The 13,116-nt window shown below is 61.0% G+C and carries 14 protein-coding genes; 8 read left to right on the top strand and 6 right to left on the bottom strand.

The genetic code is table 11. The annotated features are described in order from the left end of the window. The first annotated feature begins 118 nt into the window (after positions 1 to 118). From KHO07_RS18450 to KHO07_RS18475, 6 genes are read left to right on the top strand one after another with little or no spacing between them, the layout of a single operon-like run. Positions 119 to 1,063, top strand: a complete 945-nt coding sequence (locus KHO07_RS18450) for a PDR/VanB family oxidoreductase (RefSeq protein ID WP_212625143.1) — start codon at positions 119 to 121, stop codon at positions 1,061 to 1,063. Between the two features lie 17 nt (positions 1,064 to 1,080). After that, entirely contained in the window at positions 1,081 to 2,412 is a 1,332-nt protein-coding gene (locus tag KHO07_RS18455; protein WP_150733352.1) for an aromatic ring-hydroxylating dioxygenase subunit alpha, read from the top strand. Continuing rightward, positions 2,402 to 2,935, top strand: a complete 534-nt coding sequence (locus KHO07_RS18460; RefSeq protein ID WP_150733351.1) for an aromatic-ring-hydroxylating dioxygenase subunit beta — start codon at positions 2,402 to 2,404, stop codon at positions 2,933 to 2,935. The genes KHO07_RS18455 and KHO07_RS18460 overlap by 11 nt, the downstream gene beginning before the upstream one ends. Then, complete coding sequence (locus tag KHO07_RS18465; RefSeq protein WP_150733350.1) at positions 2,935 to 3,528, top strand: cysteine hydrolase; 594 nt, start codon at positions 2,935 to 2,937, stop codon at positions 3,526 to 3,528. The genes KHO07_RS18460 and KHO07_RS18465 overlap by 1 nt, the downstream gene beginning before the upstream one ends. Then, complete coding sequence (locus KHO07_RS18470; protein ID WP_212625144.1) at positions 3,525 to 4,313, top strand: SDR family oxidoreductase; 789 nt, start codon at positions 3,525 to 3,527, stop codon at positions 4,311 to 4,313. Before KHO07_RS18465 ends, KHO07_RS18470 begins: the two co-directional genes overlap by 4 nt. Before the next feature lie 28 nt (positions 4,314 to 4,341). After that, the gene (locus KHO07_RS18475) at positions 4,342 to 5,574 is read left to right on the top strand and encodes a dienelactone hydrolase family protein (protein ID WP_212625145.1); all 1,233 of its coding nucleotides are present in this window, start codon (positions 4,342 to 4,344) and stop codon (positions 5,572 to 5,574) included. Between the two features lie 65 nt (positions 5,575 to 5,639). On the opposite strand, the gene KHO07_RS18480 is transcribed toward KHO07_RS18475, so the two are convergent. Further along, positions 5,640 to 7,157, bottom strand: coding sequence for a nucleobase:cation symporter-2 family protein (locus KHO07_RS18480; RefSeq protein WP_212625146.1), 1,518 nt, complete (start codon positions 7,155 to 7,157; stop codon positions 5,640 to 5,642). A gap of 256 nt (positions 7,158 to 7,413) precedes the next feature. Here KHO07_RS18480 and KHO07_RS18485 point away from each other — a divergent pair, with 256 nt between their 5' ends. Together KHO07_RS18485 and KHO07_RS18490 are read left to right on the top strand one after the other, a co-directional pair. Then, positions 7,414 to 7,695: a BrnT family toxin gene (locus tag KHO07_RS18485; protein ID WP_212625147.1), complete on the top strand. Its 282-nt coding sequence runs from the start codon at positions 7,414 to 7,416 to the stop codon at positions 7,693 to 7,695. A 3-nt stretch (positions 7,696 to 7,698) separates the two neighbouring features. Then, on the top strand, positions 7,699 to 8,025 hold the full coding sequence (locus KHO07_RS18490) for a BrnA antitoxin family protein (RefSeq protein ID WP_212625148.1): 327 nt from the start codon (positions 7,699 to 7,701) through the stop codon (positions 8,023 to 8,025). Between the two features lie 59 nt (positions 8,026 to 8,084). On the opposite strand, the gene KHO07_RS18495 is transcribed toward KHO07_RS18490, so the two are convergent. From KHO07_RS18495 to KHO07_RS18515, 5 genes are all read right to left on the bottom strand, one after another. After that, positions 8,085 to 8,912, bottom strand: a complete 828-nt coding sequence (locus KHO07_RS18495; protein ID WP_212625149.1) for an arylamine N-acetyltransferase — start codon at positions 8,910 to 8,912, stop codon at positions 8,085 to 8,087. A 112-nt stretch (positions 8,913 to 9,024) separates the two neighbouring features. Further along, positions 9,025 to 9,819 (bottom strand): exodeoxyribonuclease III, encoded by a 795-nt coding sequence (locus KHO07_RS18500; RefSeq protein ID WP_212625150.1) that lies wholly within the window; start codon positions 9,817 to 9,819, stop codon positions 9,025 to 9,027. Between the two features lie 89 nt (positions 9,820 to 9,908). Then, on the bottom strand, positions 9,909 to 11,315 hold the full coding sequence (locus KHO07_RS18505; RefSeq protein WP_212625151.1) for a DUF1254 domain-containing protein: 1,407 nt from the start codon (positions 11,313 to 11,315) through the stop codon (positions 9,909 to 9,911). A gap of 240 nt (positions 11,316 to 11,555) precedes the next feature. Further along, the gene (locus KHO07_RS18510; protein ID WP_212625152.1) at positions 11,556 to 12,329 is read right to left on the bottom strand and encodes an aldolase; all 774 of its coding nucleotides are present in this window, start codon (positions 12,327 to 12,329) and stop codon (positions 11,556 to 11,558) included. Positions 12,330 to 12,346: 17 nt separating this feature from the next. Beyond that, the gene (locus tag KHO07_RS18515) at positions 12,347 to 13,051 is read right to left on the bottom strand and encodes a haloacid dehalogenase type II (protein ID WP_212625153.1); all 705 of its coding nucleotides are present in this window, start codon (positions 13,049 to 13,051) and stop codon (positions 12,347 to 12,349) included. Positions 13,052 to 13,116: the final 65 nt, after the last annotated feature.

The raw sequence follows: 13,116 nt of genomic DNA on the forward strand, positions 1-13,116 counted from the left end.
GCACGCATTGCTCCTGGAAAATCACTCTCGCCAGAAGTGGATACCGGTTTGCCGTTTGCGGCTTTTTTGACCCTCGCAGGCTTCATACAGTGGCTACGAATTCAGACAGGAATTGCGTATGTCCAGCCTCTCGCTCAGGGTCCAACAGATCGAGCCTCTGACCCCCAGAATCCGCCGCGTGCTGTTGGTGTCCAGCGGCGTCCAGCCACTGCCGGGCTTTACTGCCGGCGCCCATCTGGAGCTGCATGTACCTGGCAGCCGCGCTCAACGCCGTGCCTATTCGCTGGTCAACCTGCCCGACGGCGAACACTACGAAATCGCCGTCCAGCTCGAAGAAACGAGCACCGGTGGATCGCGCTGGGTGCACTCGCTCAAGGTCGGCGATGAACTGCTGGCCGATGCGCCACGCAACCACTTCCCACTCTGTGACAACACCGAACACGCGCTGCTGATTGCCGGTGGCATCGGCATCACGCCCATACTGAGCATGGCCCGGTCGCTGCAAGCGGCGGGCAAGTCTTTCACCCTGCACTATGCCGGTCGCGATGAAGCACAGATGGCCTATCTGCCCGAAGCGCGCGCCTGCCTCGACAACCATTGCTGGATCAGCGACGGCGACCCGCAGAAGCGCTTGCCTGCCGCTGCGATTCTGGCTGCGCCTAAACCCGGCCTGCACCTCTACATCTGCGGCCCGACCGCCCTGCTCAACAGCGTGCTGGCCTGCGCTCGCGAACAGGGCTGGGCAGAAGATCACTTGCATTACGAACTGTTCAGCGGCGCGCTGGAAATGGCCGGCGACCAGGGCTTCGAGGTGCACCTGCGCGAAAGCGGCGTGAACCTGCAAGTGGCCGCCGGGCAAAGCGTACTGGACGCCATGCTTCAGGCCGGCCTCGACCCGATGTTCGACTGCCGACGGGGTGACTGCGGCGTGTGCGTCGCCCAGGTCATCGACGGTCAGCCCGACCACCGCGACATCTGCCTGTCGGAGCGCGACCGCGCCAGCGGCAGTTTCTGCACCTGTGTCTCCCGTGCCAGCAGCGCGCTGCTGGTACTCGATCTGTGACAAGCCGAGGACATCCCGTGATACCGACCAACGAGCAAATCGCTGCCTTGATCCGCGAGGACAGCGTTCACAAGAGCGTCTACACCGACCCGACCCTGTTCAAGCTGGAGATGGAGCGCATCTACGGCAACGCCTGGATCTACGTCGGCCATGAAAGCCAGGTCAAGAACCCCGGCGACTACCACACCACGCGCATCGGCGATCAGGACGTGATCATGGTGCGCGGCGCCAACCAGCAGGTCAGCGTGCTGTACAACCGCTGTCCGCACAAAGGCGCCAAACTGGTGGCTGACGGTGACGGCAGTGTTGGCAAATTCTTCCGCTGCCCGTACCACGCCTGGACCTTCAAGCTCGACGGCCAGCATTTGTCGGCGCCGCTCAAGAGCGGTTTCGAAGGCACCTGCTACGACCCCAAGCACCCGGATTTTTCCATGGTCAGCGTCGCTCGCGTCGAGGCCTATCGCGGCTTTGTGTTTGCCAGCCAGGCGGCGTTCGGACCGGACCTGAAAACATTTCTGGGCGGCGTCATCACCTCCATCGACAACCTCTGCGATCGATCGCCCGTCGGTGAGGTCGAGGTGGCGGGCGGTATCTTCCGCGTTCAGCAGCGCTCCAACTGGAAAGTGTTCTACGAGAACCTGCACGACACCATGCACGCCCGCGTGACCCACGAATCGTCGGTAGACGCTGCGCGTGACGAAGCCCAAGCCATCGGTGAAATGCCCTTCGAGCTGCTGATCATGGACGGCAACGGCGAGCCTTATGACTTCTGGGAAAAACTCGAACTGCGCGCCTACCACAACGGCCATGGCTACATGGAAGCGATCTTCGACCCGGCCGCCGCCGAGCGCGACGAGGTCTCCCGCGCACACTTCGAATGTCTGAGCCAGGCCTACGGCGACCAGCGCGCCAAGGAAATCCTCGGCATGAACCGCCACAACACGGTGATCTACGGCAGCGGTTCGCCGCACACGGTGTTCATGCAGTTCCGGGTGATCCGCCCCATCGCCGTGGACCAGACCATGGTCGAGATCCAGACCTTCCGCTGTAAAGGCGCCCCGGATGCCGTGTTCGACCGCGCACTGACCTACGCCAACGTCATCAACTCGCCCTCCTCCAACGTGATGCCCGACGACGTCGAAGTCTATGCTCGCTGCCAGGAAGGCAACATGACCCGCGGCGGCGAGTGGATCAGCATGCACCGCTACGTCGGTACCGATAAGCCGCTGGAAGACGGCGCGGTGTCCACCAACGGCACCAGCGAATTGCCGATGCGCAACCAGTTCGCCGCCTGGAAACAGTTCATGACCGCCACCCTGATCGCCAAGGAGAGCACCCATGCTGCTTGACCGCCGAATCGACGTCGACACCCGCCAATTGACCCCCGCACAGGTTCCCGTCGAGACCCTGCGCCAGATCGAACAGTTTCTTTACCAGGAAGCGCGCCTGCTGGATGAGCGGCGTTTCTGGGAGTGGGACAAGCTGTTCACCGACACCGGCATGTACTGGGTGCCGCACAAGCACGAGCAAGCCAACCCGTTCGACCATATCTCGCTGTTCTGGGAAAACCGCATGCTGCGCGAGGTGCGGATCCGCCGGGTGGAAAACGCCCGCAACTGGTCCCAGCAACCGCAGACCCAAACCGCGCATCTGGTGGGCAACGTGATGGTCGAGGGTCTCGATGCCCAGGGCTTGCTGGTGGTCAGCGCCAGCTTCCAGTACAGCGAATGGCGCCTGGAGCAACGCCAGCTCGCCGGGCGCTACACCTATAAATTGGCCGCTCGGGAAAGCGGTGGCTGGCAGATCCAGCTCAAGCGCGTGGACCTCATCAACTGCAACGATGTGTTCGCCAACCTCGAGGTGTTCGTGTGATGAGCGCGCCGGTGCTGATCGCCCTGCACTATCAGAACGACGTGTTGCACCCCGAGGGCAAGATTCGGGTCGGGCTGGGGGCCGATGACCTCGTGCGCGCTGCGCTGCTCGACGCTGCCGGGCGGCTGCTCGCCGGCGCGCGAACCAAGGGCTGGCCGATCATCCACGTGCGCGTGGCGTTCCGCCCGGACTACGCCGACCTGATCCAGAACGCGCCGATCCTGCGCGCTGTCGCCAGCCTTGGCGCTGTCCGGGAAGGCAGCTGGGGCGCGGAGTTCTACAGCGCCCTGGCACCAAAGGTCAGCCGCCAGGAGTTCGTCGTCACCCACAACCGGATCAATGCCTTTTATGGCTCACCGCTGGAAAGCCTGGTGCGCCAGTTCAATCCTTCGCATTTGTTGATCGCGGGCGTGGCGACCCACTCGGTGGTGGAAAGCACGGTGCGTCACGCCGTGGACTGCGGTTTCGAAGTGACGGTGGCGGCAGATGCCTGCGCCAGCGCGGACAGCGGCACACACACGGCCTCGCTGGCGAGCATGGCGCTGATCGCCCGCATCAGCCACGTCGAGGCAGCACTGGAGGATTTCGCATGATGCTCGAAGGCAAAGTGGCGATTGTCACTGGCAGTACCCAAGGGCTGGGCCTGGACATCGCCCGGCAGTTGTTGACCGAAGGTGCGCGGGTGATGCTGGTGGGACGCAACGCCGACAGTGGCCAAGCGTTGGCGGAAGAACTCGATTGCGGGTTTTCAGCGTGCGACGTGGAGCGCGACGAAGATATCGACGCGTGCATCGCTGCCACGCTGGCCCGCTTCGGCAGGCTCGACATTCTGGTCAACAACGCCTGCCTGTACGCCGATCAGGGGCTGGCCTCGGACCGCGCACAGTGGCTGAAAACCCTGAACGTCAATCTGGTGTCGGCGGCGATTTTTACCCAGAAGGCGGCCGTGCATCTGCCCAGTGGCGGCGTGGTGATCAACATCGGCAGCACGGGCGGCAAGTTCGGCGCGGCCGGGCGCGCGCTCTACCCGGCTTCCAAGGCCGGCATCCTGCAACTGACGAAAAACCTGGCCATGACCCTGGCCCCGGAACAGATCCGGGTGCTGAGCGTATCCCCGGCCTGGACCTGGTCGCCCAGCGTCGCCGACTTCAGCAACAACGACCCGCAACTGGCCGACCGGGTCGGGGCACCCTTTCACCCGCTCGGACGCATCGGCCGTGGCCATGAAATCGGCAGCGTGGTGGCCTTTCTGTGCAGCCCGGGTGCAGGCTGGATGACCGGGGTCGACTTGCCGGTGGACGGCGGCTTTTCGATTCTCGGGCCCGACCGTGGCGTGTCGCCGCGCGTGTGGTTTCAGCAACACCGTGACAGCCAATAAATCCTGATAACCGAATGAGGAAGATGACATGGGCAAAATGATTGAGATCCGGGCAACGGACAGCAGCGCCACGTTCAGCGGTTACCTGGCCCTGCCGGCCAGCGGCAAGGGCCCCGGCGTGGTGATCGGCCAGGAAATATTCGGGGTCAACGCCAACATGCGCGCGGTGGCCGATTTCTATGCCGAGGAAGGTTATCTGGCGCTGGTGCCGGACCTGTTCTGGCGCCTGCAGCCGGGCGTTGACCTGGGCTACACCGAAGCGGATTTCGCCGTCGCCATCGACCTGTTCCAGCGCCTGGACGTGGACAAGGCCGTCAGCGACATCGACGCCAGCTTCAAAGCCCTGCGTGCATTGCCGGAGGTGGAAGGCCCGGGCCTGGGTTATGTCGGCTTCTGCATGGGCGGCAAACTGGCCTGGCTGACCGCCACGCGCACCGACGTGGCCTGCGCTGTCGGTTACTACGGCATGGGCATCGAACACCTGTTGCACGAATCGGAAAATCTCAAGGGTCGGCTGGTCCTGCACTTTGCCGAAAACGATGGCTACTGCGACGCCAGTGCCCGCACCCTGATCAGTGAACACCTGGCCGGCAACGACAAAGCGGAAATCTACGTTTACCCAGGCGTCGACCACGCTTTCGCCCGGGCCGGAAGTTCACACTACGACAAGCCGGCCTCGCTGATGGCCCATGAACGCAGCATCGCCGCACTCAAGCGCGAGATCGGCCCGCACTTCAACCTGTCCGCCCTGTGGGAAGAACACATCCGCCACGAGTTCGACACCCGCGACGTGCCCGCCACCATGGCGACCATGGTCGCCGAACCCTACGTCAACCATATTCCGACCATGACCGGCGGCGTCGGCGCCAGGGAACTCAGCCGCTTCTACCAACACCATTTTGTCCACGGCAATCCGCCAGACATGAAGCTCATCCCCATCTCCCGCACCATCGGCGCCCTGCAGATCGTCGACGAATTCATCATGTGCTTCACCCACAGCAGCGAAATCGACTGGATGCTGCCCAACGTGGCTCCGACCGGGAAGTACGTGGAGATTCCAATGCTGGGGGTGATCAAGTTTCGAGGGGACAAGCTGTACCACGAGCATATCTACTGGGACCAGGCCAGTGTGCTGGTGCAAATTGGCTTGTTGAACCCTGAAGGGCTGCCGGTGGCAGGGGTGGAAACGGCGAGAAAGCTGTTGGATGAACAACTGCCGTCCAATACGTTGATGGACCGCTGGACGCAAAGCGCGCAATAGAAACCGACAATGAAAAAGGCCGATCTGTCATTCAACGGATCGGCCTTTTTGCATTCACTCAAACGTCAGACATGCTCACTGGTTTTCGCATGCGCCGCCCGTGGCTCGCCATGCCCGTGGTCCACCTCGACCACCGGAACTTCCTTGCCATCGCAGTCATGCAGTTTGCCGTCGCTGAAGTAATCCCCTTCGCGCAACGCCGCCAGATCCTGATAACGCAGGACCCGCTCGGTGCCCGCCGCAAATACCGACTGCTGGTCGGAGTTACCGGCGGTGAGGTGGTTGAAGGTCAGGTTGAGCACGATGGCCATGATCGCCGAAGAGCTGATGCCCGAATGGAAGATCGTGGCGAACCAGCTAGGGAAGTGATCGTAGAAGTTCGGTGCAGCGATCGGGATCATGCCGAAGCCGATCGAGGTCGCGACGATGATCAGGTTGACGTTGTTGCGGTAGTCGACCTTGGACAGCGTCCGGATGCCGCTGGCGGCTACGGTGCCGAACAGCACGATACCGGCGCCGCCAAGGACGGAGGTTGGCACGGCCGCGATGACCCGTCCCATGAATGGCAACAGGCCGAGGATCACCAGGAACAGACCACCCGTGGCGACCACGTAGCGGCTCTTGATCCCGGTCACCGCCACCAGCCCGACGTTCTGGGCGAAGGCGCTTTGGGTGAAGGAGCCGAAGATCGGCGCGATCATGCTCGACAGCATGTCAGCGCGCAGACCATTGCCCAGACGCTTGGAGTCCACCTTGGTGTCGATGATTTCACCGACTGCCAGGATGTCCGCCGAGGTCTCCACCAGAGTCACCATGACCACGATGCACATCGACAGGATCGCCGCGAAGTGGAAAGTCGGCATGCCGAAGTGGAACGGGGTCGGGAAGCCGAACATCGGACCTTCGCCAACGGATGAGAAATCCGCCATGCCCAGGAACACCGCGACGACCGTACCGATGACCATTGCCAGCAGGATCGAGAGACGGGAGATGGTCGCGCTGCCAATCTTGCTCAGCAACAGCACCAACACCAGCGTCATGGCGGCCAGGCCGATGTTGGCCATGCTGCCGAACTCTGGGGAATGGCTGTTACCGCCCATGGCCCAGCGCGCCGCCACCGGCATCAGCGTCAGGCCGATGGTGGTGATTACAATGCCCGTGACCAGCGGCGGGAAGAACTTGGTGATTCGCGAGAACACCGGCGTGATCAGCAACCCGATCAGGGACGCCGCTATCACCGCCCCCAGAATCGACTGAAACCCACCCTCGCCGCCACTGCTGACAATCGCCACCATGGTCGCGACGCCGGAAAACGACACGCCCTGTACCAGCGGCAACTGACAACCGAAAAACGGCAGACCCAGGGTTTGCAGCAACGTGGCCAGCCCCCCCGCAAACAATGAAGCAGCAATCAACAAACCAATGTCCGCCGGCGACAGCCCGGCCGCCTGACCAATGATCAAAGGCACCGCAACGATGCCACCGTACATGGTCAGAACATGTTGCAGGCCGTAAGCCATATTCGCGCCGATCCCGAGGTTTTCGTCTTCGGGCCGTTGGTGTGAAACATGGGGCGTTTTCATGTTAGGGGGTTCCCTGGTTTTTGTTATGCGCACACTGTATGCAAGACTCAGGACAAATGTCTATAGAGTTGTATACAACTTGCCCGTCAAATTATGAACGGTCGGTCATGCAGACTGTGTGCCACCGCGTCCCTGCCTTGCCGAATTCCTTGCAATACACCCAGCCGAGCCATTCTCCTGCAGCCACTAGGCTTTTGAATTCATGGCGACCATCGGTAGAGGTCGCCTTCTTCCATATACATATAAAGTATGCATAATGAAGTCATTCGAAATTCAGTACCACAAGGCAAAGAACGCAGCCAACAAGCTCAAGCACCAGGGCATCAGCCTCGCCGAGACCGAACCGGTATTCCATGACGAGCACGTCCTGACCCTTCAGGACGAAGACCATGACGAACAACGCTGGATGACCATGGGGCTGGATGGCAAAGGGCGTTCGCTGGTCGTTGCGTACACCTATCGTGATCCGAATTTCGTTCGAATTATTTCTGCGCGCCTCGCCAGCAAAGCCGAGCGACGCCAGTATCTGGAGGCTTGATCCATGAAAGACGAATACGACTTCAGCAATGCCAAGCGCGGGGCCGTTGCTTCGGGCAAAGGCAAAACCCGAATCACCATCATGCTCGATGAAGTGGTCATCGAGGCGGCACGCGAATTGGCAGAAACTGAGGGATACGGCTATCAGACCGTCATCAACAACATCCTGCGACGGACATTGCTCAGCGATCTGAACAAAGCGACCGAGCCGAAGACGACCGGGCATTTAAAACCGGGCATCACGGCCACCGAGTTGAAAAGCCTGGAGAAAAAACTGCTGGAGGCCCTGAATGAAATTCATCGTGTGATGAAGCCCGATGCTCGGCCGTAGGCCAACAAAAAGGGGCAGATTGATTCAATCCGCCCCTTTCTTGTGCACACGATATGGTGCTATTCCGGCTGGATAAGACCCTCGAGTGTGCGCATTAACGTCGCATTGGTCGGCACCCGAATACCGAACTCCCCTTCCAGCACGCCGAGCAACGCCTGCAAATCGGCCACCTGCCGACGCTCGCTGTCGTGGCCGATGCGGTGGATGGCGAAGCTGCCGTTGTTGAGCGTACGACGCCACCCCTCCCCGGTCCGCGCCACCATCAGCTGCCTGGCGAAGGATGATTGCGGATGAGTCGAGACGTACCAGTTGCCGACGCTGTAATCGATGTCTTCCTGGCGCTGCAGGTCGAAGATGTACATCGCTCGCCACTCGTCGCCGACCTTGGCGCGAAGGGTGTAGCCGTCCACGTGTTGTTCGATGCGATAAGGCTCATGAGGGGTCGTTTGCTCAGCGGGACTGTCGAGCAACAGCGGCGCGGTGGGCACCATGCCGCCAAAGCCAACATCGCTGATGTAGCGCACGCCACCCAGCGTCACCACACTCAAGCGATGGGTGCGTGCTGTCCAGGCGCCTTCGGGCTGGCCCATGACCACGCGGCCACTGATGCCATGCGCATCGAAACCCAGCTCTTGAAGCAAGGTCAGGTACAGGTAATTGAGTTCGTAGCAGTAACCGCCGCGTTCCTGATCCAGGACTTTTTGTTCGATCGACGCAAGATCGATCAGCACCGGCTCGCCGGACAAGGTGGTCAGGTTTTCAAACGGGAACACGCCGGTGTGGCGCAATTGGAGCTGACGCAAGGTCTCCAGGGTCGGCGCCGGCGGCGCATCGAAGCCCAGCCGTTGCAGGTACAGCGCTCGATTGGTCAGGCGGGGTTTGCTCATCGTTCAGTCCTTATGCACGCAAGCGGCGGATCGCTCCGCCAATGGCCGCTATGTATAAGGGATGAACCGCTGTGCACGACAATTGATTTAGCCAATCGCTGCGCAGGACAAATCAACGACGCTTGCGCGAACCCAGTTGAATCCAGGTCGGCGCATGGTCACTGGCATGCGGTTCGTTGCGCACCCACGCATCGACACCCGCTTCGACCAGATAAGGACTCAAGGCCGGATTGAGCAGCAGATGGTCGATGCGCAACCCGGAGTTTTTTTGCCAGTGCTGGCGAAAATAATCCCAGAAGGTGTAGAGCCGATCTTCCGGATAAAGATGTCGCAGGGAGTCGGTCCAGCCTTGGTCCAACAGTCGCTGATAACACTCGCGGCTCTCCGGTTGCAGCAACGCATCCTTGAGCCAGGAGCGCGGGTTATAGATGTCCAGGTCTGTCGGTACCACGTTGTAGTCGCCGGCCAGCACCACCGGGTGCTCGCTGCTCTGCAGTGCCTGGGCGTAGCGGATCAGTCGCTCGAACCACGCCAGTTTGTAATCGAACTTCGGACCCGGCTGCGGGTTGCCGTTGGGCAGGTACAGGCACCCCACCAGAACCCCATGCACGGCAGCCTCGAGATAGCGGCTGTGATTGTCGCTGTCATCACCCGGCAGCCCTCGTCGACTTTCCAGCGGCTGCGCATCCCGCGCCAGAATTGCCACCCCGTTCCAGGACGCCTGCCCCTGCCAGATCGCACCGTAGCCAATGGCCTCAAGCTTGGCGGCAGGAAATGCGCTGTCCACCGACTTCAGCTCCTGCAAACAAGCGATGTCCGGTTTCTCGCGCTCGAGCCAGGCCAGCAAGTTTGGCAACCGGGCGCGCATGCCGTTGACGTTGAACGTCGCGATTCGCAGTTTTTTCATGACCCACGCTCCATATGCCTGGCTGTCCTGGCTGTGACCTCGCAGACTTGCCGATGGTGAGACACCGTCGGCTGCCTGCTGCCGGAGAGCTAAATCTGCCTGACAGCCGGTGGATTCCATTTACCGTTCAACGCTTCCGCCTTGGGGCCGTACAAACGCATCGTCAGGTTGAATGGCCCTTTGGGTGCAGGTAGCCAATTGGCTTCAAGGTCTTTGCCGGGGCTTTCGTTCTGGAAGTAAAGGTCCAGCGAGCCGTCGGCGTTGTTCTTGAACGGCATCCAGCTGCTGACCGCAAAACGATTGAGCGCATTGCCAACCTGGAACCCTTCAGGGTCGTACAGCGTAATCGACCAAAAAGCGTTCACCGGCGGCGTATCGCCCTTGTCAAAATGCAACACGTACTGGTTCGTACCGTCGAGCGGCTTGCCGGCCGCGTCGCCCATGTTCAATGGATAAATCGCATCCTCGGGCAAGTTGGCGCCGAGCCCGACCTGGGCGACGATCGCGCGTTTAAGGTAGTAGTTGCCGTAGACGCCCATGGTGTCGGTATTCATCGACCAGCCGTTGACGACGCGCGCCAGGGTTTCCACCTTCCACTTCATCAGGCTCTGCGCTTCTGCGGGCACGGTGTCGAGCGCAGCTTTGACTCCAGGTTCCAGCGCGCCCATGTCGAACGACTTGCCGGCCTCGATACCAATGCGTTTGATCTGCGCCAGCATTGGCTGATCCGTGCTGTGGGCCGGATGCACTTTGAGCAATTCGGCGGCATAGGCGAAGTAGTCAGCCGCCGACAGCGAGTCGACCTGAATCTTCGGCGGCGTTTTCATGTCGACCGACGAATCTATTTTTACGCTGACCGGCTCGGCTTCTTTGCCCAGTCGCGACAACGGCGTCACGGTGTAGCCGGCCTGGATCTTGTGCACGGCCGCATAGTCCGCCGCCCCGTCGGTTTTGGTCCGGCCGATGACCCAGACAAAAGGCGTCGGCGCCGGCAGATGATTCAGCCCGGCCGGCACCGTGCCGGTCCAGCCCGGTGGCGTCACCAGAAATTGCGCGGCTTCGGTACCCGTGGTGCGCCAGCCCGGTGAGGCGAAAACGTCGCTCCACATGTCGAGCATCGGCAGCAAATAGAAGCGCCCGGCGGTGTCCGGCGCGGCGATGACCAGCGGTTCCTTGGTCAAGTCGAGCCAGGCAATGGAATACAGAGTGTCGAAATTGGAGCGCACCACCCCTTTGAAATCCGCGGGCGGGTACTGCGGCACACTCACAAACATGTTCATCGGGCCTTTGCCGAACTCCTTGCCCGGCTCGATGTTGGTGAACTGCTTGCGGGTGATGTCCATGGTCAACAACGGGTAGAAATAAACGTAGGCCTCGACGCCAATGGCGTGAGCTTCTTCGGGTGTGATTTTCGATTGAGCCTGACTGGCCAGCGGAAACATGGCTGCGGTGACAACGGTCATGGCAACAGCTGTCAATGCGTGAGTTATCAACATGATGGCGATCGTCCGTGCGTTGGGGAGATCTGCCGGATTTGGCAGAGCTATCGGAACTCTAGACGATCAAATGAACAAGACCCGACAGGCGGACCGCCGGTTGGCCGAGGTGTTGCTTTCGTGAAACAGAGGCGAATTCCGACTTAGCGGTCAGGACGCATCAGCGCCTCAACATTTCCCTCCATCGACAGCACCGCCGAGCGATTGCGCCCCGCGTGCTTGGCTTGATACAGCGCCGCATCAGCCCGAACGCTGCAATCGCCGCATCGCACTGTGCAAATGCGCCCGCGCACTCTCGGCATCGCCCAGGCGCATTTGCTCATAGGCCCGCTGGGCGACTTCATGGGGCACGGGTTTGAGTTCCCGCTGGGTTGCCATCGCCATCAATTGCACCTGTGCTGCGCGCTCCAGGTAATACAAATCGTCCCAGGCTTCGGCAATGGTCGGCCCGGCGACTATCACCCCGTGGTTTTTCAAGAACAGGATGTCGGCGTTGCCCATGACGCCGGCAATCCGGTCGCCTTCGGATTCATCAAGGGCCAGGCCGTTGTAATGCTCGTCCACCGCCGTTCGGCCATAAAACTTCAGGGCAGTCTGGCCCAACCATAACAGCGGTGGCCCCTGCAGCAGGCACAACGCCGTGGCATGCGGCATGTGCGTGTGGAACGCCACTTTCACCCGGGGCAGTTGCTTGTGCAGCCGCGCGTGAATATAGAACGCCGTCGCTTCCGGCTGGCCTTCGCCGTCGATCACATGGCCGTGAAAGTCGCAGACCAGCAGGTTGTCGGCGCTGACTTCTTCGAACGCGTAGCCATACGGGTTCACAAAAAACAGATCGTCGCGCCCCGGCACCATGGCCGAAAAATGGTTGCAGATGCCCTCCTCCAAACCGTGGCGCGCCGCCAGTCGAAAGCACGCCGCCAACTCGGTGCGAGCGGTGATGACAGCCTCTGAGTCCAGATTGAGATCAGCGTAAAACGAACCCCGGGAACGGCCTGCAAGCGTGTGTGCCATGTCGACGACTCCGTGTGTTACCAGCCAAGGGATTTAAACAAGGGCACGACCTGATCCAGCGTGTTCAATATCGCATCAGGTCGATAATCCGGCAGCAATTGCCGGCCGGTGCCACGGTCGATCCAGACGCACCGGAAGTGCATGTCCCGGGCGGCGGTGTGATCCAGCATCGGGCTGGCGCAGATGTGCACCGCCTGCTCGCGAGTGACACCAAGCTGTTGGTGAGCGTAGTCAAACAAGCGCGGATCGGGTTTGTAGGCGCCGGCCTGCTGGGCGGTGATGACCCGGTCGATATGCCCGCCAAGTTGCGCGACGTTGCCGGTAATGATGTCGTCGTCGGTATTGGAAACGATGCACAGCTTGAAGCCCATGGCCTTGAGCTGCGCCAGTGTCGCAATGACTTCGGGGAACGGCGGCATCCGCGGGATGGCCGAGGCCAGTCGCAGACTGTCTTGTGGGTCGCTCGTCAGCCCAAGCTCTTCCAGGGCCAGTTGCAAGCCTTGAGTACTCAATTCGCGGAACGAGCGATGCGGCGGGATTTGCTCCAGTCGATGCTCGTGGCGGTCGTAGACCTCGATCAGGCGCTCGACATCCACGGCATGTTCGCCTTTGTCGCGCAGAATAGCGGCCACCACGGCTTTCAAGCCTTCATCCCACTGAATCAGCGTGCCGTAGCAATCGAAGGTCAGCCATTCGGGGCGTGGAGTGTTTTGCAGTGTCATGGAATCATCCTCTGAACGGTGATCTTCAGCTTATGAACGCAGCGTGATAGTGTGAAATTAAATTA

Source organism: Pseudomonas sp. PP3, from assembly GCF_905336995.1.
In the GTDB taxonomy this organism is placed as follows: domain Bacteria; phylum Pseudomonadota; class Gammaproteobacteria; order Pseudomonadales; family Pseudomonadaceae; genus Aquipseudomonas; species Aquipseudomonas reinekei.